The sequence below is a fragment of the Sphingomonas sp. DC4900 genome (assembly GCF_049896485.1).
GTDB lineage: Bacteria > Pseudomonadota > Alphaproteobacteria > Sphingomonadales > Sphingomonadaceae > Sphingomonas > Sphingomonas aquatilis.
Window position 1 is genome coordinate 363200 of sequence record NZ_JAFCUK010000001.1, and the last position, 21899, is coordinate 385098.

Below are 21899 nucleotides of genomic sequence, written 5' to 3' on the forward strand. Positions count from 1 at the left end.
AGCAGGCGCGCTGCGCCGTCAGCGACGGTTCAGCCTCGCCGTGCTTTGCTCCGGCTCGCAAAAGGGATAGACGTGCGGGGTTTTCCCGCCTTGCAGGACTTTCGATGCCCCGTCCGCTGCTGACCGCGACTGCTATCATCGGTTCCCTGTCCCTGATCCCGCTCGCCACGCAGGCGATGGCGGCGGTGGACACGGATACCTATCGCGAATTCGACCAGTTTCTCGACGTCTTCAACCGGATCAAGGCCGATTACGTCGACAAGGTCGACGACAAGAAGCTGATCAAGGGCGCGATCGAGGGCATGCTCGCGAGCCTCGATCCGCATTCGAGCTATGTCGATGCGCTCGACTACGACAATCTCAAGATCCAGACCGAGGGCAATTACGGCGGCCTCGGCCTCACTGTCCAGATGGAGGACGGCGCGGTGAAGGTCGTCGCGCCGCAGGAGGATACGCCTGCCTATCGCGCCGGTGTGAAGTCGGGCGATTACATCACCCATATCGACGGCAAGCTGATCTATGGCGAGACGCTGGACGAGGCGGTGGCGCTGATGCGCGGCAAGCCGGGCAGCAAGATCAGTATGACGATCGTCCGCCCCGGACAGGACAAGCCGCTCGACATCACGATGACGCGCGAGGTGATCGTGCAGCGCCCGGTGAAGTGGGAGGTGCGCGGCGACGTCGGCTACATCAACATCAACACCTTCTCCGAAAGCACCGGCGCGGATACGCGTGCGGCGATCCTGGCGATCGACAAAAGCCTGGGTCATCGGCCGCTGGGCTATGTGGTCGACCTGCGCGACAATGGCGGCGGTTTGCTGACGCAGGCGATCGCGGTGAGCGACGCCTTCCTGGATCATGGCGAGATCGTGTCGCAGCGCGGGCGCGAGAAGAGCGATATCGAACGCTATTTCGCCAAGCCGGGTGACGATGCGCATGGGCTGCCGGTGGTGGTGCTGACCAACCCCGGTACGGCCTCGGCGTCCGAAATCGTCGCGGGCGCGCTGCAGGATCATCACCGCGCGCTGATCATGGGTGAGCGCAGCTTCGGCAAGGGATCGGTGCAGACGCTGCTGCCGCTGGGCCCGCAGACCGCGCTGCGCCTGACCACGGCGCGCTATTACACGCCGTCGGGCCGCAGCGTGCAGGAAGGCGGCATCGAGCCCGATATCCGCGTGCCGCAGATCAGCGATCCCGACATCAAGACGCGCCCCGTCTTCCGCGAGGCCGACCTGCGCCGCCACCTGATCAACGAGGTGAAGGCGGACAACAAGATCCTCGAGGAAGATACCAAGGACGATCCGCGCTTTGCGATGACCGCGGAGCAGTTGAAGAAGCAGGGGATCGACGATTTCCAGCTCTATTATGCGCTGAAGACGGTCGCGCGGCTGGGCGGCGCGGCGCAGGTCGCCGCGGCGACGAAGCCGGTACCCTCCAGCCGGCCGGGCGGCAAGTGAGCCGCGCGTTCACGCCCGCCGAGCGGCGCGCGCGGGCGCTCGCGCTGCTGCTGCCCGCGGCGCTGCTGGCGGGGGCGTGGTTCTCTCAGCTCGTTGGGCACCTGTATCCGTGCGAGATGTGCCACTGGCAGCGCTGGCCGCATTATGCGGCGCTGCCGTTCGCGCTGCTGGCGTTCGTCGTGCCGCAGCGGAGCATCGCCAAGGGACTGGTGATCATCGCTGCGCTGCTGATCGCGGTATCGGGTGCGATCGGCGTGGCGCATGCCGGCGTCGAATATCATTGGTGGGAAGGCTTTACCGCCTGCACGCAGACGGTCGACTTGCGCGGGCTGGGCCCGGATGCGCGGCTGGAGGCGCTGATGCACGCGCCCATGGTGCGCTGTGACACGCCGCAGTGGACGCTGTTCGGCATCTCACTCGCCGGGTTCAACGCGATCTTTTCGCTGGGTGGCGCGTTGCTGATCCTATGGTGGATGAGGAAGGCACGATGACCGCGACGATCGCGAACGCGCGCAGGCCGCACTGGCGCCCCGGCGACCGGCGCGAGGCGACGAAGGCGATGATCCGCGTCGATCAGGCGGGCGAATATGGCGCGACGCGTATCTATGCGGGCCAACTGGCGGTGCTGGGCGATCGGCATCCGGCGTCGCGCGCGATCCATCATATGGCCGCCCAAGAGGAGCGGCACCGCGCGTTCTTCGATGCGATGATGGCGCGCCGCGGCGTGCGGCCGACGCTGTTCCAGCCGTTCTGGGACAAGGCGGGCTTCGCATTGGGTGCGATCACCGCGGCGATCGGGCCGAATGCGGCGATGGCCTGCACCGCGGCGGTCGAGACCGAGATCGACAAACACTATCAGCAGCAGCGTGACGAACTGGGCGACAGCGATCCCGAATTGTCGGACGCGATCGCCGATTTCCAGGCCGAGGAGTTGGAGCACCGCGACCATGCGCTGGCCGCGGGCGCGGAACAGGCGGTCGGCTATCCGATCCTGTCGGGCCTGATCCGGCTGGGCTGCAAGGTCGCGATCGCCACCGCCAAGAGGATTTGAGAGGACGACGCATGCGAGCCTTCATCGCCACCGCCTTGATGCTGACCGCCAGCCCCGCGTTCGCGCAGGAGTTTACGCAGGGCGCGCAGCCGACGGCCCAGCCCCCGGCGCAGACGGTCAGCACGAAGCCGGCGCTGCCCGGCGCGCCCAAGCCGGTCGTGATCCAGGCACCGGGCGAGGTCGCCAAGCGGGCGCCGATCAACGGCGTGCTCGTCCTCTATGGCAACGAACGATGCCCGACGAACAGCGACGGGCAGGAAATCGTGGTGTGCGAACGCCGCAGCGCGCGCGAGCAATATCGCGTGCCCAAGGAATTGCGCGAATTCCAGGTGACGCCGCAGAACGAAAGCTGGGCGGCCCGCGCGCAGGGCACGCTGGACGCCGGTGTCGGTGCGAACAGCACGGGGAGTTGCTCGACGGTGGGGGCCGGCGGACAGACCGGCTGCTTCCTCCAGAGCGCGCGGGCGGCGCGTAAGGAGAATCAGGCGCGCAAGGCGGAAGAGGCGCGGGTTCCGTAAGGGGGCGGTTGCCTCACACTCTCTCGTCACCCCGGACGTGGTCCGGGGTCCGCTCTGCGTCGAGGGGGGCGGCTGGAGGCACAGGCGCCACCCCCGCGGCCCGGTGGACCCCGGACCAAGTCCGGGGTGACGGGGGGTGTGAGGCGGAGGACGTGGCTCCTACCAACGACTTGGCGGCTCGTGCCGCGTCGGCTACCCTCGTGGTCAGGGGGATGCGCACATGGCGACGGCGATCGGACGGGGCGGAACACAGGTAAAGCCTTGGGCCGCCGACACCTATGAAAAGGCGCTGGCGGTCGGCGCGCTGCTGCTGCTCGCCGCCGTACTGACCGCGATCCTTCGCGGGCAGGCGCAATGGGCGTTGGTGCCGGGGATCGTCTGGGCGCATATCCTCACCATCCTGGTCGCCCTCGTCCTGACGCCGGTCATCCTGCTGTCACCGCGCGGGGACAGGCGGCATCGCGTATTGGGCTGGATCTGGGCGGCGGCGATGCTGCTGACCGCATTGCTGTCGTTCGGCATCCGCGAGACGAACGGCGGCTTCAGCTTCATCCATATCCTGTCGGCCTGGGTCGTCATCCAGGTGCCGCTGCTGTGGTATGCGGCGCGCACCCACAAGGTTGCGCTGCACCGGGGCAGCGTGCGCGGCATGGTGACGGGGGCGCTGCTGATCGCGGGCTTTTTCACCTTCCCGTTCGGCCGGCTGCTCGGGCGCTGGCTGTTCGGCTGAGCCCATGCGCGGCGTCCGCATCGTCCTGTTCGCACTCGTCTGGCTGAGCTGTGTCTGGTTCGGATCGTGGGAGCGCAACGACAATCAGGCGACGCGGATGTACGCGGCGATCGGGCTGGTCGAGCGCGGGGATGCCTCGATCGATCCCTATGCCACGCTGACGATCGACAAGGCGATGTTCGGCGGGCGCACCTATCTGGACAAGCCACCGGGCATGACGCTGATGGCACTACCCGCCGTGTGGATCGCCGATCGTGTCACCGGGGACCGGGCGAGCCATTATGAGAGTGCGATCGGGGGCTATGACTTCGACCGCTATCTGCGGCTCCGCGTGCGGCTGGCGGTGGCGATGGGGCCGGCGCTGCTGACTGCGCTCGCCGGGGTGCTGCTGTTCGATCTGGGCGTGGGGCTGAGCGGCAGCGCGGGCGCGGGGCTGTTCGCTGCGCTGGGCTATGCGCTGGGTACGCCGGTGTGGGGCTGGTCGACGACGCTGTTGGGGCATGCGGTGGTCGCGGACCTGTATGTCGTGGCGATCTGGGCTGTGTGGCGCGGACTGTCCCTGCCGCGGGGGGTGAGCGGCCATGCGCTGCTGGCCGGCGTGGCGCTCGGCTGGGCGGTGGTGGTCGAGCATCAGGCGGTGCTGGCCGGCGCGGTGCTGGCCCTATGGGCGGCGTGGGCGGCACGCGAGCGGGCGGATCGCGGCTGGCTGATCGGCGCGGCGCTGATCGGCGGGGCGATCGCGCTGGTGCCGTTCGCGACTTACAATCTCGTCGCCTTCGGGACGCCGTTCCGGATCGGCTATGCCGGCGTCGTCGGCTGGGAGGGCATGCACCAGGGGCTGTTCGGGCTGGGCGTGCCGCGGCTGTCGGTGCTGCGCGAGGTGACGATCGGCGCGCGCTATGGGTTGGTCTGGGTCGCGCCGGTGCTGGTGCTGGCGCCCTACGGCCTGTGGATGTGGGGGCAGCGACCGCGGACGCGCAGCCTGGCGGTTGCCGCAGCGCTGGCGGCGATCGTCGTGCTGCTGGTCAATGCGGCCTATGTCTATTGGCAGGGTGGCAACACCACTGGGCCACGGTTCGCGATCCCCGCGGTGGCACCGCTGGCGCTGGGCCTCGCCGCGGCCTGGGCGCATGCCGGCGACCGCAGCATCCGGATCGGCATGGCCGCGCTGCTGGCGTTATCGATCGCGATCAATGCGGCGATCGCCTCGGCAGAGATCTTCGCTCCGCCGGGCAGCGCCTTTCCGGTATGGCAGGCGGTGATCGCCGGGCCGTTCGCCAACGGTGTCCTGCGCACGCTGCCGAGCGAGTGGTTCGGCTGGAGCCCCTGGGTGGGCTTCCGCTGGTGGTGCGCGCTCGCGCTGCCGATGCTGGGATGGCTTGTCTGGCGGGTGCGGCGGGTCTAGCATCATCCCCGTTCGCGTGACTGGCGCCAGTGGATCACCACAAGGGAGCGCGGACCGCGATCGCCGCGCGCCTGGGCATCCGTGTGACCACAGGAGCCTTGTCATGACGACGTCCAGCCCCATCCGTATCGCCTTCCTGTTATTCCCCAATGTGACACAGCTCGACCTCACGGGACCGGTGCAGGTGCTGTCGCGGCTGGGTAATGCGCGACTGGATCTCGTGTGGAAGACGCTGGAGCCCGTGCAGACCGACGCGGGGTTTGCGATCCTGCCGACGGCGACGCTGGCGGACGTCGATCGCGCCGACATCCTGTGCGTGCCCGGCGGACTCGGGGTCAATGGCGTGATCGCCGATGATGCCGCGATGGGATGGGTGACGCGGATCGGGCGCGAGGCGCAGTGGGTGACGAGCGTATGTAGCGGGTCACTGATCCTGGGGGCTGCGGGGCTGCTCGATGGCTATCGCGCGGGGTGCCACTGGGGCCAGCGGCATATGCTGCCGCTGTTCGGCGCCACGCCGGTGGCGGAGCGGGTGGTGATCGATCGCAACCGGGTGACGGGCGGCGGCGTCACCGCGGGGATCGACTTTGCGCTGACGCTGACCGCGCTGTTACGCGGCGAGGCGCATGCGAAAGCGGTGCAGTTGAGCCTCGAATATGATCCGCGCCCGCCGTTCGACAGCGGCACGCCCGAACGGGCGGGGCCAGAGATCGTCGCGGCGGTCGAGCGGCGCATCCAGGCGCTGGTCCCCTCGCGCGACGACGACCTGCGTGCGCTTGCCAAGCGGCGGGTTCAGGCCTGAGGCGTGCGCTTCAGGCCGCGGACGCGGTGCCAGATGTAGAAGGCGACGAGGGCGATCAGGACGATGCCGATCGCGAGGTCGGCGCGGTGGAAGGCGGCCTTGACGCGGGGGTCGCTGTCCCACTTGCTGCCCAGCTTCATGCCGACCCAGGCGAGGCCGAAGCACCACGGCCAGCTGCCGAGGAAGGTGTAGACGTGGAAGGGCACCAGCCGCATCCGCGCGACGCCCGCCGGGAAGGCGATGAAGCTGCGGATGACGGGGAGCAGGCGGCCGATCAGTACCGCGATCGAGCCCCAGCGCGCGAAGAAGCGATCGGCGGCGTCGAGCTCACCCGGGCCGATCAGCAGATAGCGGCCCCAGCGTTCCGCCACCGGGCGGCCGCCGCGCTTGCCGATCTCATAGGCGACGATCGAGCCGAGGTTGCAGCCGATCGCGCCCGCGGTCGCCGCCAGATACAGGTCGAAGCGGCCGGTCGAGACGAGATAGCCGGCGAACGGCATGATGATCTCGGACGGCAGGGGAATGCAGGCGCTTTCGATCGCCATCAGGATCGCGATGCCGAAGTAGCCGCCACTGGAGATGACCCAGATCGTGAAGGTGGCGAGGACGCCCAGGATTTTCTCGAACATGGGCGTGGGGCTTGGCGGATCGCACGGGTTTAGGGAAGGGGGAACCGGATACGCTGCTGGGACGCTGTGCGACGATGACCGATCTGACGCTGAACGATGGCCGGACCATGCCCCAATTGGGCTTCGGCACCTGGAAACTGCCCGATGCACAGGCACCTTTGGTGGTGCGCGGCGCGCTCGATGCCGGATATCGGCTGATCGACACCGCGGCGATCTATCGCAACGAACGCGGCGTCGGCGAAGGGCTGGCGGGCAGCGAGGCCTTCGTCACGACCAAGCTGTGGAACGACCGGCAGGGCGATCCCGAGGCGGCGCTGGACGAAAGCCTGGCGCTGCTGGGGATGGACGCGGTCGACCTGTACCTGATCCACTGGCCCGCGCCGGGGCAGGGGCAATATGTCGAGGCGTGGAAGGCGCTGGTGCGCCTGCGTGACGCGGGCAAGACGCGATCGATCGGCGTGTCGAACTTTCTCCCTGAGCATCTCGACGCGATCATCGATGCGACGGGCGTGACGCCGGTGCTCAACCAGATCGAGCTGCACCCGCGGCACCAGCGGCTGGAAGAGCGTGCGTATCACGAGGCGCATGGCATCGTAACGCAGAGTTGGAGCCCGCTGGGGCAGGGCGGCGACCTGTTGCAGGACGCGGCGATCGTACGCATCGCGGACAAGCATGCGCGGTCGGCGGCACAGGTGGTGCTGGCCTGGCATCTGGCGCATGGCTTTTCGGTGATCCCGAAGGCCGCCGATCCGGAACATATGCGCGACAATTTCGCAGCGGCGGACCTGACGCTGGACGACGAGGATATGGCGGCGATCGATGCGCTCGACCGGCAGGAGCGGATGGGCGAGGACGCGCGGGCAATGTGATGCGTCTGCGACAAGGGCAATATGAACACCTTGGCGGAAACGGTTTGGCCTTATCGGTTCCGCACGCGACGTGATGATGAGAACGAGCGATCCTAGAGATTCGATCTATCCGAATGGGTCGATGTAAGACAGCGACTGGGAATTCCCCTGCCGTGCCAACGCCTTGTTGCAGAGGGCGTCCAACAGATTCGTTGCACCGAGACGATGTGGTCGGGGTCGGAGCGGTTGTCGGCATCGCGTATGTCGCGAGGGTGTCGCGTACCTCCCCCTCCGTCACCGCTTTGCGGTGCCACCTCCCCCTGGCGGGGGAGGACTTGGGTTGTGTCAGTCCTCCCTCGCTTTAGCGGGGGAGGGGGACCGCCGGACGCAGTCCGGTGGTGGAGGGGGAGTTTCCGCATAGGGTCCCGGGGAGGGTTCAACGTCAGCCTAGCACCGCCTTCGCCTGTTTCAGGTCCTCGACGAAGCGGGCGTATTCCTCGGCCTTTTGCGTTTCGTCGGGCAGGCGCAGCAAGTAGCTCGGGTGGACGGTGATCCAGGCCTCGCCGCCGTCGGGGAGGGTGATGGCTTTGCCGCGTTCGCGGCCGATCGTGACCGTTCGGCCGAGCAGCGAGCGCGCGGCGGTGGCGCCGAGGGCGACCGTGACGCGCGGGCGGATAAGCATCTGTTCCTGTTCGATCCACCAGCGGCAGGCCTGGATTTCGCCGGTGTCGGGCTTGGCGTGGATACGGCGCTTGCCGCGCTGTTCGAATTTGAAGTGCTTCACCGCGTTGGTGACGTAGACGCGGGCGCGGTCGATCTCGGCTTCGGCGATGGCGCGGTTGAACACCTGCCCGGCGGGGCCCACGAACGGCGTGCCGGCGAGGTCCTCCTGGTCGCCGGGCTGTTCGCCGACGAACATCAGCGGCGCATCGACCGGGCCTTCGCCGAAGACGGTCTGCGTCGCATGTTTGTAGAGGTGGCAGCGGGTGCAGGCCGCCGCTTCCTCGCGCAGCGCCGCCCAGGCGGCGGTGGCATTGTCGCCGATGGCCGGCGCCTCGCGTGACTGGGTGATCATGCCGCTTTCCCGTGCCTGTGCGCCGGCGATCAGCTGCCCGACCAGCGCGGTTTCGGGCATGTTCTTCCAATACCTCCGCGGCATCTCTTTCAGCATCGCGCCGATCTTGACGCGCGCGGGATTGAAGATGCTGGCGTAATAGGTCTTCCACACCTCTTCGGTGGGATCGCCGTCGGGGGCGTCCGCCTTTTGCGCGCCGGGTCCTTCGGCCAGCGCCTTGCCGTCCCAGTGGAGCGAGACCTCCGGCGTCAGGATCGACCAGCGCATGGATGCGAAGCGGTTGACGAAGAAGGCGGCGTTGGCGCGGACGATATGATGGTCGGGTTCGAACCAAGCGACGTAGCGCGTGCCCTCATCGTCCTGTTCCTCGCGGAAGCGGAGGAAGGCGCGCATCTTGTGGATGTCGCGGCGAACCGATTTGGCGAGGCCTTCGAGACGGCGGACCAGCGGGTCGGCCTGATCCTCGATCAGTTTCGGTTCGCGGCGCAGTCGGGCGAGCGCGGTGTAGAGGAGCGCGAACCGTTCGGGATCGCTCGACAGGACGACGCTGCGGGCGAGATCGATGAAGGCGCGGGGGACGGAAAGGGTGCCGCTGGCGGGCGGCGGGGGCGTGTTGTCGGCGGCGGTGGCGAACAGGCCGGCGGGGGTGTCGCCGACCTGCCAGACGATGTCATCCGGGGGGACGCCGGCTGCGGCGAGCGGGCGGGCGGCGTCGCGCCACGCGTCGAAGTCGTCGGGGGTGGGGAGGGTGATTATGCGCATCACACTCTTTCGTCACTCCGGACTTGTTCCGGAGTCCACCGGGCCGCGAGGGAACAGCAAGAGGCCCCAGCCATCCCCCTCGCCGCAGAGTGGACCCCGGAACGAGTCCAGGGTGACGAGGTGTTTGGGGCAGGCGATGTAGAAAGTAGCGCAAGCCGTCCCCCCGCGGGCCGGTGGACCCTGGACCAAGTCCGGGGTGACGGGGTAAGTGGGGCAGGCGTACCGAGCCTCACTGGTCAGTCGCGGTCGTCGCCGCCGGCGGGCTTTTCCTTGGCGAGCTTCAGTTCCTCGGGCTTGCGCTCTTCATAGATTGCGGCGAGTTCCTTCTCGGTCTTGCTGTCCAGCTCGTCGGCCGCGGCGGGGAACATCTCTTCCTCTTCCTCGGTGATGTGGTGTTCGTAGCGACGGCGCATGTGGAAGAACTTCTCGTTCCACTCGTCCGACGACACCTCCAGTTCGGTCATCTCGGCGAGCAGGTCATCGACCTCCTTGTGCTCGGACACCGAATGGCGCGCGTCGTCGCGCAGTTCGGGGTCGCGTAGCATCGTGGCGTAGAGCGATTCCTCCTCGGCGGCGGCATGTGCCTGCACTTCGAGGCGGAAGGTTTCGAACAGCTTTCCGCGCTTGGCCGTATCGGTCAGCTCGGCGAGGTCCTTCAGCATCTTGCGCTGCTTGTCGTGGTCGCGCTTCAGGTCTGCGTAGATGTCGGCGAGGGCCATGGGTGTGTCTCCTTCGCATCGCCAAACCGGCGAACGCGCGCCGCGTTTCACCCGCGAGTCATTCTCACGCGGCGAAGAGTTCGAGCTGCTGCTTTTTGGGCGCGACGAGCGGGGTCAGGTCGGCGCGGTCGCTGAGCAGAACCGGGCGCCAATCCTCTGCGACGATGAAGGGGCGCACCTTGGCGACGCTGACCGTCAGGCGCGCGACATCGTCCAAACGCAGGCGGCGCCAGCGACGGGTGGCGACGATGCGGTCGACCGCCTTTACGCCCAGGCCCGGAACGCGGAGCAGCATCTCGCGGGGCGCGCGGTTGACGTCGACCGGGAAGCGGTCGCGGAATTTGAGCGCCCAGGCGAGCTTCGGGTCGATGTCGAGCGGCAGCATGCCGGTGGCGTCGTCGGCGGCGGCGACGACCTCGGCCGGGCTGTAATCGTAGAAGCGCATCAGCCAGTCGGACTGGTAGAGGCGATGTTCGCGCATCAGCGGCGGGCGTTGTAGCGGCAGCACGGTGCTGGCGTCGGGGATCGGGCTGAACGCGCTGTAATAGACGCGGCGCAGGCCGAAGCGATCGTACAGCGTCGAGGCACGCGCGACGATCTCGCCATCGGTCGCGGCGTCGGCGCCGACGATCATCTGCGTCGACTGGCCGGCGGGGGCGAAGCGGGGGGCGGATTTGTACTTCTTGCGCGCGTCGCCATTGTCGGCGATCGCGCCCTTCACGTCGCGCATCGCGCCTTCGATGCGGGTGCCGTCCTTCTCGGGGGCAAGCCGCTTCAAGCCGCTGACCGTCGGCAGTTCGACGTTGATCGAGACGCGGTCGGCGTAGAGGCCGGCCTGATGGACCAGCTCCGGATCGGCGTCGGGAATCGTCTTGAGATGGATATAGCCGCGGAAGTGATGGTCTTCGCGTAACGACCGCGCGACCTCGACCATCTGCTCCATCGTGTAGTTCGACGATTTGATGATGCCGGACGAAAGGAACAGCCCCTCGATATAGTTGCGCTTGTAGAAGGCGATCGTCAGGTCGACGACCTCCTTGGCGGTGAAGCGCGCGCGGCGGACGTTGCTGCTCTTGCGGTTGATGCAATAATGGCAATCGAAGATGCAGCTGTTGGTCAGCAGGATCTTGAACAGGCTGATACAGCGACCATCGGGGGCGTAGGCGTGGCAAATGCCCATGCCCTCGGTCGAGCCCAGGCCCTTGCCGTCCCGGCTGTTGCGCTTGGCGGTGCCCGACGAGGCGCAGGACGCATCGTATTTCGCCGCATCGGCAAGGATTTCCAGCTTCTGGCGGGTGTCGAGCTGGGCCATGCGTTCGATATACGTTCCGCGGTCGTCGCGGGCAAGGGGCGGAGGCAACACGATTTTTAGCCTCAGTCATCGCCCCGCAATGATGATGCGCGATAAGGTCCGGCAAGGAGAGTCGGAGATGACGACAGAGGACATGCCCTATCTGTCCGCGCGCTCGTTCGCCGAAGCAGTGCGATCGATCCAGGCGGACCATCCCGCCGCGGCGGCGGCACATCAGGCGATGTGCCTGGCCTATACCGGCCGCGTACTCGCCGGCCTGCGCGCCGCTATTCCGCCGCGAGCAGGCTGGTCGCGCCGCCCAGATCGACCGATACCAGCCGGCTGACGCCGCGTTCGACCATGGTGACGCCGAACAGGCGGTGCATGCGGCTCATCGTCACCGCATTGTGCGTGACGATCAGATAACGGGTCTGCGTTTCGCGCGTCATCCGGTCGAGCAGGTCGCAGAAGCGTTCGATATTGGCGTCGTCCAGCGGCGCGTCGACCTCGTCGAGGACGCAGATCGGCGCGGGGTTGGTGAGGAACAAGGCGAAGATCAGCGCGACCGCGGTCAGCGCCTGTTCGCCGCCTGAGAGCAATGTGAGTGATTGCAGGCGTTTGCCGGGTGGCTGCGCCATGATCTCCAGCCCCGCCTCGAGCGGATCGTCCGAATCGACCAGTGCAAGGTGCGCGGCGCCCCCGTCGAACAGCGTGGTGAACAGGCGGCGGAAATGGCCGTCGACCGCTTCGAACGCGGCGGTGAGGCGCTGGCGGCCTTCGCGGTTGAGCGTGCCGATCGAGCCGCGCAGGCGGTGGACGGCCTCGACCAATTCGTCGCGTTCGGCGGCGTTGCTTTTGCCGGTGGCTTCCAGCTCGGCGAGTTCGCGTTCCGCGACGAGGTTGACCGGGCCGATGCGCTCGCGATCGGCGGTGAGGCGTTCGTGCGCGCTGCTTTCCGCGGCGGGTGTGCCGACGTCGGCGCCGGCGAAGCCGAGGCGTTCGGGCAGCACGGGCGCGGGGCATTCGAAACGTTCGCCCGACAGGCGGCCCATCTCGACGCGGCGCAATTCCTGCGATTCGAGGCGGGCGGCGGCGCCGGCGCGGGCTTCGCGGGCCTGCGACAGCGCCTCGATCGCGCGGCGTTGCGCGTCGTCGGCGCGACGGGCGGCGGCATCGGCGTCGCGCTCGGCGGCGGCGTGCGTATCCGCGTCGCGGCGGGCGGCGTCATGTTCGGCATGGGCGGTGGCGATGGCGCCGTCGAGCGCGGCGGGGCGATCGGCGGCATCGGCAGCCTCTTTGGCGAGCGCGACCTCTCGGACGTCCATGTCGGCGATGCGCTTGGCGGCCTCGCCCGCGCGGGCGCGCCAGCTGCGGGTGTCGGCTTGCGCGGCGGCTAGCCTCTCACGGTTGGACTGGACCGCGCGGTCGAGCGCGGCGCGCTCGCCACGCGCCTGCGCGACGGCGGTGCGGCAGCGCTCGGCGACGGCGGAGAGGGCGGCGACCGCGGCGGCGCTGTCGCGGCCGTCGGGCAGAGCGGCGCGCGCGGTTTCGGCGGCGGCGCGGTCTGCCTCGGCCTCGTCGTGTTCGGTGGCGACGCGCAACGCGCGGGCGTCGAGATCGGCGCGCTGCCCGGCGAGGCGTTCGAGCGCGGTGGTGGCGCGGTCTTCGGCGCGTTCGGCATCGCGGATGGCGGTGTCGGCCTGAGTGAGGGCGGATCGGGCGGCTTGCGCGGCCGTCCGGGCGGCGGCGATGCGGCGGTCGATGTCGGCGCGGGCGGTGTCGGCGGCCTCCGCGATGGCGGCGGCGGCGGGGCGTGCCGCCTGCAGGGTTTTCAGGCGGTTGAGGCGTTCGAGCCGCTCCGCCGCGGCGGCACCGCTGCCGCTCGCGACATGGCCGTCCCAGCGGCGCGTGTGCCCGGCCGGGGTGACGAGGCGCTGGCCGACCGCGAGCGGCTGGCCGTCGTCGGTATCGGCGACGAAGGACTGGGCGAGGCGGCGGGCAAGCGCGGCGGGGGCGGTGACGTGGTCGGCAAGCGACGTCGTGCCGGGCGGCGGGGCGGGATCGCCCGGCTGCGGCGTGGCACCGGTCCAGGCGGCGGGGTCGCCCTCCAGCTCGTCGCCAAGCGCGGCGGCGAGCGCGCGTTCGTAGCCGGCGGCGGGGGCGAGGCGATCGAGCAGCTTTTGCTTGCCCGTCCGCTGGGTGGCGCGGGTAAGCGCGGCGATCTCGGCATCGATCTGGGCGAGGTCGGCGCGGGCGGCGGCGCGGGTGGTTTCGGCGGCGTCGCGGCCGGCGATGGCGGCGCGCTCCTCCGCTTCTGCCTGGCCAAGGGCGGCACGGGCGTCTTCGGCGCGGGCGAGGGCCTGTTGCCGGCGTGTGGCGGCCTCGTCGCGGGCGGCGGCGAGCGGGGCGGCGTCGCCCAGCGCGGCGAGCGCCTGGGCGACCTGTGCGACGTCGCGGCGGGCGCGGTCGGCACGGGTGCGGGCAGCGGCCAGCGCGGCATCGGCGACGCGGGTTTCGGCGGCCTCGCTCGCCTGACGCGCGAGGCCCTGGGCGAGGGCGACTTCGGCATCGCGGGCGTGGCGTTCGGCGTCGGCGAGCGTCGCGTCGAGGCGGGGGGCCTCGTCGGCGGCGGAGAGGATCGCGCGGTCGAGCGCCTTCACCTCGTCGGCCAGCCGGGCGAGCGCCTGCGCGGCGTCGGCGGCGAGCGTGCCTTCGCGCGCGCGGTCGTCGGCGATGCGGCGGCGCGCCTCGTCCAATTCGCTCACCCGGCGCGCGGCGGCGGCGCGTTGCGCGCGGAGCGTGGTGAGGCGGTGGCCGAGGTCGTTGGCGGCGTCGCGTGCGGCGAGCGCGGCGGCGCGGGTGGTGGCGACGGCGGCCATGGCGTCGGCCTTTGCGGCGGCGGCGATGCGTTCGGCGTCGGTCGTCTCGGTGACGCGGGTGTCGGCGGCGGTCGCTTCGGCGCGTGCGGCATCGGCGGCGGCAGCAGCGTCGCGCCAGCGGGCAAAGATCATGCGCGCTTCGGCGAGGCGGATCTTCGCCGACAGCTCGCGATAGCGTTCGGCGGCGCGGGCCTGGCGGCGTAACGAGGCGGCGCGCGCGTCCTGATCGGCGATCAGTTCGCCGAGGCGCTCGAGGTTCGCCTCGGTCGCGCGCAGTTTCTGTTCGGCGTCCTTGCGGCGGACGTGGAGGCCGGCAATGCCCGCCGCTTCCTCCAGCATCGCGCGGCGTTCGGCGGGTTTGGCGGCGATGACCGCACTGATCCGGTTCTGGCTGACGAGCGCGGGGCTGTGCGCGCCGGTGGCAGCGTCGGCGAACAGGAGCGCGACGTCCTTGGCGCGGACGTCGCGGCCGTCGATGCGATAGGCGCTGCCGGCGCCGCGTTCGATGCGGCGGACGACTTCGCGCTCGTCACCGTCAGCGGCGTCGAGCAGGATCGAGACTTCGGCGAACGCGCGCGGCGGGCGCGTCGCGGTGCCAGCGAAGATGACGTCCTCCATCCCCGCGCCGCGCAGCGACTTCGCGCTCGATTCGCCCATCGTCCAGCGGAGCGCTTCGAGCAGGTTGGACTTGCCGCAGCCATTGGGGCCGACGACGCCGGTTAGCCCCGGCTCGATATGGAGGTCGGCGGGGTCGACGAAGCTTTTGAACCCGGCAATGCGGAGCCGCTTGATCTGCACGAGGGTGGGGTGGCTGTTCTATTGTGCGGTGGCAAGCGGGGCGGTGTATTTTGATTCACGCGAAGACGCGAAGACGCGAAGAGGTCGCCCATGCGGCGCAGCCGCCCCTTTTCAGCACCCATCGCCTATGCGGCTCGGGTGCGAGAGGGGAATGCCTGCGGCGCCAAGCCTGACCTCTTTGCGTCTTCGCGTCTTCGCGCGAAAACCCTTTACGCGCCCGCGGCCTTGAGCAGCGGTTCGAACTGGCCCCAGCTGCTGACGTCGGTCTTTCTGCCGTTGATGAGGAGCGTCGGCGTGCCGGTGACGGTGCCGTCGGCGCCCTTGTCCTGCGTTTGCTTGGTCCAGCGGTCGATCTGGCTCATGTCGCCCAGGCACTGCATCGCCTTGGCTTCGGGGATGCCGCGCTGCTTGGCGAAGTCGATCAGGCCCATCTGCTGCGCCATCATCTTGATCGCGTCGACGGGTTTGGCGGTCTGCAACTGCTGCTGCTGCGCGGGCGTCATCGCCTGGAGCTTGTTGAGGAAGCCCTCCTGCTGCTGATACATCTGTTCGAGGATCGGGAAGAAGGCGGCCTTGTCCGCGCAATTGCCGAGCAGTGCCGGCGGCACGTCAGGCGCGCCATGGACCAGGAACTCCCTGTATTCGAAGCTGACCTTGCCGCTCTTCACATAGTTCATCAGCGATTCGAAGCCGTCGCGCGCGAAGGCGCCGCAGACCGGGCACAGGCGCGAGCCATATTCGACGACCTTGATCGGCGCGTTCGGGTTGCCGACGATCGTGCCCTCCGCGGTGCGCGAGACGACGTCGGTCCAGTTCTGGCCTGACGGCGCGGCGACGGCGGCGACGGGGCTGGCGGGCGCGGCGGGGGTGCCGGTGCCGTCCTTCGAACAGGCGTTGAGCGCCAGCGGCAGGACGAGCAAGGCGGCGGTGAGGCGAGTCTTCATGGCGTTACGCTCCATCACGAAAATGACTTGAGGCCCTTGGCACGCAGCACGGGGGCGAGGGTGTTCCAGTCGCCCGGCGGTTGCAGCGTGCCGTCGACGTAGAAGCTGGGGGTGCTGTTCACCTCGATCGGCGCGTCGCCGGTCATTGCGGTGATCCGCGCGACCTCTGCCTTGTCGGCGAAACAGGCGTTGATCCGGGCCGGTGTCAGGCCACGCGCGCGCATCGCGGCGGTAAGACCGCCGGCATCGGCATAGGTGCGCGCCTGGACGATCGGCGGCTTGGTATCGATATCGGGATGCGCCGCCTGATACTCGCCGACCTTCTTCAGCCACACCGGTTGCGTCGCGAAGATCATCGCATGCGCGCCCGCGAAACCGCGGGGCCCTGCGCAGCGGGCGAGGATCGCGGCGCCGAGATCGGCGGGATCGCGGATCAGGTGGCGGTATTCGAGGCTGAGCCCGCCCGAGCGGATCATCTTGCCCTTCAGCTCCGCCTCGCTCTCCTTGGCGAAGACGGCGCAGTGCGGGCAGGTGTAGCTGCCATATTCGATCAGCTTCACGCGCGCGGCGGGATTGCCGAAGACATAGGCGCCCTTGGCGGTCTGGCGCGCGGGCGCGGCCGACCAGTCGGTGACGGGCGCGGTGGCGGCGACCGTGAGAAGCGCGATCGGAAGCAAACGGGAAAGCGTCATCAGCTGATCCTGGGCAGGGTGCGCGGCGCGTGGACGCCGGCGGCGAGAGCTTCGAGCACGGCGCGCAATTCGGGGTCGGCGATCGTCTTCAACCCTTCGCCGATCTCGGCGGGCGCCTCACGCGGGGCGGCGGGGGCGCTGCGCGGCATACGCTTGGCGACGTCGCCCTGGCGGATCGTCAGCTTCGCGACCGCGGCATAGCCGAAGAAGCGGTTGACCCGCTCGACGATCTCGGGCGCGATATGCTGCATCATCGGGGCATGCGCGCCGCGCACGACGATGGTGAGCACGCCGTCCGCCTTCTGCCCCGGCGGGAAGCGCAGCGATTCGGGTGCCGATGCCGCCGCCCAGCGTTCGCCGACGATCTCCGGCCAGCGCGTGACGAGCGCGCTCTGCACGAAGCCAAATCGCTTGAACGCGGCGCCATGGATCGCGGGCAGCAGTTCGCTGACCGCGCGGGCGCGATTCTGGCGGGGGGCTTCGGTATCGGTGGCGCGGGCGCGCTTGCTCATCCGCGGCTCCATGCCATAGCGGATGCGTGGACGCTACACGCTCTTATCCCGAACCTGCGGCGATCGCGCCGCTTCTACTCGCCTGGTACGACGTTCACCGCCGCGCGCTGCCGTGGCGGGCGCTGCCCGGCGAGACGGCGGACCCGTATCGCGTGTGGCTGTCGGAGGTAATGCTCCAGCAGACGACCGTGGCGGCGGTGCGGCCGCGGTTCGAGGCGTGGGTGGCGCGCTGGCCCGACTTCGATGCTCTTGCGGCAGCGGACGAGGCGGAGGTGATGGCCGCCTGGGCGGGGCTGGGCTATTACGCCCGGGCGCGCAATCTGGTGGCCGCGGCGAAGGTCGTGGTGGCGGAGCATAATGGCGCGTTCCCCCCAGATGAGGCGACGCTCAGGACGCTGCCGGGCCTGGGCGCCTATACCGCGGCGGCGGTGGCGGCGATCGCTTTCGGGCAGCGCGCCGTGGTGGTCGATGCCAACGTCGAGCGCGTCGTCGCGCGGCTGTTCGCGATTCGCGAGGCGCTGCCGGGTGTGCGCGTGGCGATCCGCGCCGCGGCCGATCGGGTGACGCCGGAGGCGCGCGCGGGCGACTTTGCACAGGCGATGATGGATCTGGGGTCCGGCATCTGCACGCCCAAGAAGCCATCGTGCCTACTCTGCCCGTTGCAGGGCGAGTGCCGGGCGTTCCGCGAGGGCGATCCCGAGCGGCTGCCGGTGAAGGCGGCGAAGAAAGCCAAGCCGCGGCGCCACGGCACGATCTTCTGGCTGGAGCGCGACGGCGCGGTGTGGCTGGTGCGGCGGCCGGGCAAGGGGTTGCTCGGCGGGATGCGCGCGCTGCCGACCGGGCCGTGGGACGATGCGCCGCCGGGCCTCGCCGATGCGCCGGTCGCGGCGGCGTGGGAGTTGCGCAACGCAACTGTCGCGCACGGTTTTACCCATTTCGATCTGCAACTGGCGCTTGCCGTGGCGCAAGGCGAGGGCCATCACCCGCTTCACGGCGAATGGTGGCCGATCGACGATCTGGATCGCGCCGGCCTGCCGACGCTGTTCGCAAAAGCCGCCGCGGCGGTGCTGAGGAGGGATGGATGAGGCGCGTTCACGGGATCGTCGGTGTTGGTCTGGTGGCGCTGGTCGCGAGCGCGGGGTTTGCGGGGCAGGCACGCCAGGCCGCGCCCGCGGCTGCGCCCGCGCCAGCGGTCGCGCAGCGCGGGTCGGTCGATACGCTGGCTCGTGCGGTGCTGCCGGGGACGCAGGCGCTGTTCGACGGCTATGTCCGCGACGACAAGATGCCGGGCATCGTCGGCGCTTTCGGTGTTGGCGATCGGCCGACCTGGTTCGTCTCGGCCGGGCGGATCGCCACCGACGCCAATGCGCCCGCCGCGACGCCCGATACGCTATGGCGCGTCTATTCGATGACCAAGCCGGTGACGGCGATGGCGGCGATGATCCTGATCGAAGAGGGCAAGATCGGCCTCGACGACCCGCTGTCCAAATATATCCCCGCCTTCAAGCAGATGCGCGTCTTCACCAATCCGGATGTGACGCTCGATTCGGTGCCGGCGAAAAGCGAGATCACGATCCGCGAGTTGCTGACCCATACGTCGGGCCTGGGCTATAATATCAACGCCAAGGGCCCCCTGCTCAAGCTGCTGGAAGCGAAGGGTATCCTGCCGGCGGCGGTGAACACGCGGATCGAGGCGGCGGCGCGGCGCACCCGGCCCGCGACGCTTGCCGACTTCGCCGATCGCGTCGCGAGCATCCCGCTGGTCTACCAGCCGGGCACGCGCTGGCATTATTCGATCGGCCTCGACGTGATGGGCCGCGTGATCGAGGTGGCATCGGGCATGCCGTTCGACCGCTTCGTCCAGCAGCGCCTGTTCGACCCCTTGAAGATGACGTCGAGCTTCTGGACCGTGCCGGCGCGCGACGCATCGCGCCTCGCGACCAATTACGCGATCGTCGGCGATCAACTGTCGCCGCTCGATCCCGGTGCGACGTCGGTGTGGTTGAAGCCGCCGAGCTTTCCCTATGGCGGCGCCGGCCTGGTCATGTCAGCGCGCGACTATGACCGGTTCCTGCATATGCTGGCCGATGAGGGCACGCTGGACGGTGTGCGGGTCATGAAGCCTGAGACGGTGCGGCTCGCCATGTCGAACCTGCTGCCGGCGGGCGTCACCTTCGGCGGGGTGGATGGCAATACCGGGGGCACGCAGGCCGCGACGCCGATGGGCTTCGGCGCGGGCGGTTCGGTGTATCTCGCCGATGGGCCGGGGGGCATGCCCTCCAAGGGCACCTATGGCTGGGGCGGTGCGGCGGGCACGGTGGCGTTCGTCGATCCGGTGAAGAAGGTGCGCGGTACGATCATGGTCAATTACTTCCCCGCCGATCGCTGGCCGGTGCGGCAGGAGACGGTGCGCGCGCTGGCCGCCGATCTGTCGCGGTTCAAGCGATGAGCGTCGCGCCTGGTTTGACGGCCATCGGGTTTACGGGCGGCACGCTCGATCGCGCCGATGCGCTGCGCCACGATCCGGAGGCGCTGGCGGCGAAGCTCGACTGGCGTGCGCGATTGCTGCGGCTCGACGGGTTGATGCCGGCGGCGGACGACGACGGGCGACTGGTGTGGGACAGCCTTGCCGAGCTGCCGGAGGACGCCGAGGTCATTCTGCTGGGGCTGGATGAGGCCCGCCGCGCGCATGTCGCCGCGCTGTTGCCGCAGAGTGGCGGTGGCACGGTGCCGGCGATGCGCAGCCCGGCGCTGATGGGCCTGCTCGCCGGCCTTCAACCGGGCGAGGCGGCGACCTATGCCGCGGCGCGCAGCCTGATCGACTGGCACAGCCGCCATCGCTTCTGCGCCCGCTGCGGCGGCACGACGCACCTGTTCCGCGGCGGATGGGGGCGGCAGTGCGAAGTCTGTGCGACCGAGCATTTCCCGCGCGTCGACCCGGTCGTCATCATGATCGCCGAACATGACGGCCGCGCGCTGCTGGGGCGCGGCAAGGGCTGGCCCGAGGGGCGCTATTCGGCGCTCGCCGGCTTCGTCGAGCCTGCCGAATCGGTGGAGGAAGCGGTGGCGCGCGAGATCGTCGAGGAGGCGGGCGTGCGCGTCACCGACGTGCGCTATGTCGCGAGCCAGCCCTGGCCGTTCCCGTCGTCGCTGATGATCGCCTGTATTGGCCGGGCGGAGGACGATACGATCACGCTCGACACTAACGAGCTGGAGGATGCGATCTGGGTGGAGCGCGACGTGGTGCGTGCGGTGCTGGCGGGCGAACCGGGTCCGTTCCTGCCGCCGCCGCCCTATGCGATCGCGCATACGCTGCTGACGGTGTGGGCTGAGGGGTAAAGCGGGTCGAAGTCCTCCCCCGCAAGGGGGAGGACTTATTTGGTCAGCGCATCGCGGCGATGAGGTCGTCCAGCGGCGCGATGGCGAAGCTCGTCATGTCGTCGGCGAGGGCATAGGGGAGCAGCAGCGTGCGGCCGCGGACCATAGCGCCGCAGGAATAGACGACGTTCGGGACATAGCCGTCCCAGGTTTCGCCATCGGGTGCGATCAGCGGTTCGGGCAGGCGGCCGAGCACCTTCGTCGGATCGTCGCGGTCGAGCAAAGCCGCGCCGATGCAATAGCTTCTGACCATGCCGACGCCATGGGTGAGGACCAGCCAGCCCTCGTCGATTTCGATCGGAGAGCCGCAATTGCCGATCTGCACGAATTCCCAGGGGTATGCCGGCTCCATGATCCGGACCGGGTGGTCCCAGGCGAGCGGGGTGTCGCTGGTGGCGTACCACAGGTTTTCATTGTCGTGGCGGAACAGCGCGGCGAATTGGCCGCCAATCTTCCGCGGGAAGAGCGCCATGCCCTTGCCGCTCGCCACCGGCCCTTCGACCGGGTGCATGTGGAACAGGCGGAAATCGTCGGTCTGAAGCAGTTCCTGCCGCGCGCTTTCGGCGCAGACGGCGGTATAGCTGCCCATATAGGTGGTGCGGCCGTCGTCCTCGCGGAACTGGACGAGGCGCAGGTCCTCGATCCCGCGGCTCTGGCTGGGGACGACGGGGAACAGCACGGTTTCGGACGGCTCGCGCGCGTCGCGACAGTTGAGCTGCACCAGGGCCTTGGCGCCGATCTGGCGGACGAGTTCGGGATCGGGTTCCTCCACCACCGGCGGCACGCCCTGCGGTCCGGGCGGATGGAGGACGAGGTCGTCGTCGTCCGGCCCCCAGGTGCCTGTGCGGAAGGTGACGGAGGACAAATGCCCCTCGCCGATCCCGCGCAGCGACAGGACGAAGCGGATCGCGCCGTCCGCGCATTCGCTCTGGTCGGGATGGGGGACGATGCTGGGGTTGAACAGCGCGGCGGCTTCGAACGAATATTCGGCGCTGCAATAGCCGCCGATCAGCATGCGGCGCGCTTCCGACAAATCGGGCGGCAGATCGAGTTGCGCCGCGACCTCGTCGAACCGGCGGAGCAGCAGTGCGGGCACTTCGCGATGGCGGGCGCCGAGGCCCTCGACGATCGCCTCGACGAGGTCGGCGGTGCGCGCATCGTCGAGTGCGAGCAGGCGATCGACGATCCGGTCGCCGCGCGGCGCGCCCTCGACCGCGAACGGGGCGGGGTCTTCGGGCAGGAAGGGGCGGATCACGGTACGCTTGGGATCGGGAAGCAGCGTCGGCTTCAGATGGCGGACGAACGTTGCGGCCAAGGCACCCTCCAGAGGTTGTCGCGATAGACGCGCGAACCGGCGCGGCGGGTCCGTCGCCTATCGGTCCATCCTGTCAGGAAATGTTGCCGATCCT

The 21899-nt window shown here is 69.2% G+C and carries 21 protein-coding genes and 1 riboswitch; of the genes, 12 read left to right on the forward strand and 9 right to left on the reverse strand.

The features are described 5' to 3' along the window. Positions 1–104: 104 nt before the first annotated feature. From ACP690_RS01750 to ACP690_RS01780, 7 genes are all read left to right on the forward strand, one after another. Entirely contained in the window at positions 105–1457 is a 1353-nt protein-coding gene (locus tag ACP690_RS01750; protein WP_426259946.1) for a S41 family peptidase, read from the forward strand. Then, complete coding sequence (locus tag ACP690_RS01755) at positions 1454–1948, forward strand: disulfide bond formation protein B (protein ID WP_063686688.1); 495 nt, start codon at positions 1454–1456, stop codon at positions 1946–1948. The genes ACP690_RS01750 and ACP690_RS01755 overlap by 4 nt, the downstream gene beginning before the upstream one ends. Then, on the forward strand, positions 1945–2508 hold the full coding sequence (locus ACP690_RS01760; RefSeq protein ID WP_241890331.1) for a demethoxyubiquinone hydroxylase family protein: 564 nt from the start codon (positions 1945–1947) through the stop codon (positions 2506–2508). The genes ACP690_RS01755 and ACP690_RS01760 overlap by 4 nt, the downstream gene beginning before the upstream one ends. 11 nt (positions 2509–2519) lie before the next feature. Next, positions 2520–3026: a hypothetical protein gene (locus ACP690_RS01765; protein WP_426259947.1), complete on the forward strand. Its 507-nt coding sequence runs from the start codon at positions 2520–2522 to the stop codon at positions 3024–3026. Positions 3027–3246: 220 nt separating this feature from the next. Beyond that, a complete protein-coding gene (locus ACP690_RS01770) occupies positions 3247–3756 on the forward strand; it encodes a DUF2306 domain-containing protein (protein ID WP_426259948.1) in 510 nt (169 codons plus the stop codon). A 4-nt stretch (positions 3757–3760) separates the two neighbouring features. Beyond that, positions 3761–5161, forward strand: a complete 1401-nt coding sequence (locus ACP690_RS01775) for a hypothetical protein (protein WP_426259949.1) — start codon at positions 3761–3763, stop codon at positions 5159–5161. A 6-nt stretch (positions 5162–5167) separates the two neighbouring features. After that, a riboswitch (ZMP/ZTP riboswitch) is annotated at positions 5168–5245 on the forward strand. A gap of 19 nt (positions 5246–5264) precedes the next feature. Continuing rightward, positions 5265–5963 carry a DJ-1/PfpI family protein gene (locus tag ACP690_RS01780; protein WP_426259950.1) on the forward strand — a complete coding sequence of 233 codons (699 nt, stop codon included), beginning with the start codon at positions 5265–5267 and terminating at the stop codon, positions 5961–5963. On the opposite strand, the gene ACP690_RS01785 is transcribed toward ACP690_RS01780, so the two are convergent. After that, on the reverse strand, positions 5954–6592 hold the full coding sequence (locus ACP690_RS01785; protein ID WP_426259951.1) for a DedA family protein: 639 nt from the start codon (positions 6590–6592) through the stop codon (positions 5954–5956). The genes ACP690_RS01780 and ACP690_RS01785 overlap by 10 nt on opposite strands. A gap of 74 nt (positions 6593–6666) precedes the next feature. On the opposite strand from ACP690_RS01785, the gene ACP690_RS01790 reads away from it, so the two are divergent. Continuing rightward, positions 6667–7461 (forward strand): aldo/keto reductase, encoded by a 795-nt coding sequence (locus ACP690_RS01790; protein WP_426259952.1) that lies wholly within the window; start codon positions 6667–6669, stop codon positions 7459–7461. A gap of 421 nt (positions 7462–7882) precedes the next feature. On the opposite strand, the gene ACP690_RS01795 is transcribed toward ACP690_RS01790, so the two are convergent. The 3 genes from ACP690_RS01795 to ACP690_RS01805 all read right to left on the reverse strand — a co-directional run bounded on the left by ACP690_RS01795 (position 7883) and on the right by ACP690_RS01805 (position 11308). Continuing rightward, positions 7883–9277, reverse strand: a complete 1395-nt coding sequence (locus tag ACP690_RS01795) for a UdgX family uracil-DNA binding protein (protein WP_426259953.1) — start codon at positions 9275–9277, stop codon at positions 7883–7885. Between the two features lie 236 nt (positions 9278–9513). Beyond that, on the reverse strand, positions 9514–9996 hold the full coding sequence (locus tag ACP690_RS01800; RefSeq protein ID WP_017980259.1) for a hemerythrin domain-containing protein: 483 nt from the start codon (positions 9994–9996) through the stop codon (positions 9514–9516). Between the two features lie 64 nt (positions 9997–10060). After that, positions 10061–11308 carry a putative DNA modification/repair radical SAM protein gene (locus ACP690_RS01805; RefSeq protein ID WP_426260022.1) on the reverse strand — a complete coding sequence of 416 codons (1248 nt, stop codon included), beginning with the start codon at positions 11306–11308 and terminating at the stop codon, positions 10061–10063. Positions 11309–11426: 118 nt separating this feature from the next. On the opposite strand from ACP690_RS01805, the gene ACP690_RS01810 reads away from it, so the two are divergent. Then, positions 11427–11633, forward strand: a complete 207-nt coding sequence (locus ACP690_RS01810) for a hypothetical protein (protein ID WP_331362120.1) — start codon at positions 11427–11429, stop codon at positions 11631–11633. Here ACP690_RS01810 and ACP690_RS01815 read toward each other — a convergent pair. The 4 genes from ACP690_RS01815 to ACP690_RS01830 all read right to left on the reverse strand — a co-directional run bounded on the left by ACP690_RS01815 (position 11575) and on the right by ACP690_RS01830 (position 17112). Beyond that, a complete protein-coding gene (locus tag ACP690_RS01815; RefSeq protein WP_426259954.1) occupies positions 11575–14964 on the reverse strand; it encodes a chromosome segregation SMC family protein in 3390 nt (1129 codons plus the stop codon). The two genes, ACP690_RS01810 and ACP690_RS01815, sit on opposite strands and share 59 nt — an antisense overlap. 209 nt (positions 14965–15173) lie before the next feature. After that, entirely contained in the window at positions 15174–15908 is a 735-nt protein-coding gene (locus tag ACP690_RS01820) for a thioredoxin domain-containing protein (RefSeq protein WP_426259955.1), read from the reverse strand. A 14-nt stretch (positions 15909–15922) separates the two neighbouring features. Beyond that, positions 15923–16600, reverse strand: coding sequence for a DsbA family protein (locus ACP690_RS01825; protein ID WP_426259956.1), 678 nt, complete (start codon positions 16598–16600; stop codon positions 15923–15925). Further along, complete coding sequence (locus ACP690_RS01830; protein ID WP_226341869.1) at positions 16600–17112, reverse strand: DUF721 domain-containing protein; 513 nt, start codon at positions 17110–17112, stop codon at positions 16600–16602. Before ACP690_RS01830 ends, ACP690_RS01825 begins: the two co-directional genes overlap by 1 nt. A 26-nt stretch (positions 17113–17138) precedes the next feature. On the opposite strand from ACP690_RS01830, the gene mutY reads away from it, so the two are divergent. Genes mutY through nudC form a run of 3 tightly spaced genes read left to right on the forward strand, consistent with a single transcriptional unit; the run spans position 17139 to position 20451 of the window. Continuing rightward, on the forward strand, positions 17139–18197 hold the full coding sequence (gene mutY, locus ACP690_RS01835; protein ID WP_426259957.1) for an A/G-specific adenine glycosylase: 1059 nt from the start codon (positions 17139–17141) through the stop codon (positions 18195–18197). Next, the gene (locus ACP690_RS01840; RefSeq protein WP_426259958.1) at positions 18194–19561 is read left to right on the forward strand and encodes a serine hydrolase domain-containing protein; all 1368 of its coding nucleotides are present in this window, start codon (positions 18194–18196) and stop codon (positions 19559–19561) included. The genes mutY and ACP690_RS01840 overlap by 4 nt, the downstream gene beginning before the upstream one ends. Then, a complete protein-coding gene (nudC, locus tag ACP690_RS01845; protein ID WP_426259959.1) occupies positions 19558–20451 on the forward strand; it encodes an NAD(+) diphosphatase in 894 nt (297 codons plus the stop codon). Before ACP690_RS01840 ends, nudC begins: the two co-directional genes overlap by 4 nt. Positions 20452–20494: 43 nt before the next feature. On the opposite strand, the gene ACP690_RS01850 is transcribed toward nudC, so the two are convergent. Further along, positions 20495–21805: a glycoside hydrolase family 130 protein gene (locus ACP690_RS01850; protein ID WP_331362128.1), complete on the reverse strand. Its 1311-nt coding sequence runs from the start codon at positions 21803–21805 to the stop codon at positions 20495–20497. Positions 21806–21899 lie beyond the last annotated feature (94 nt).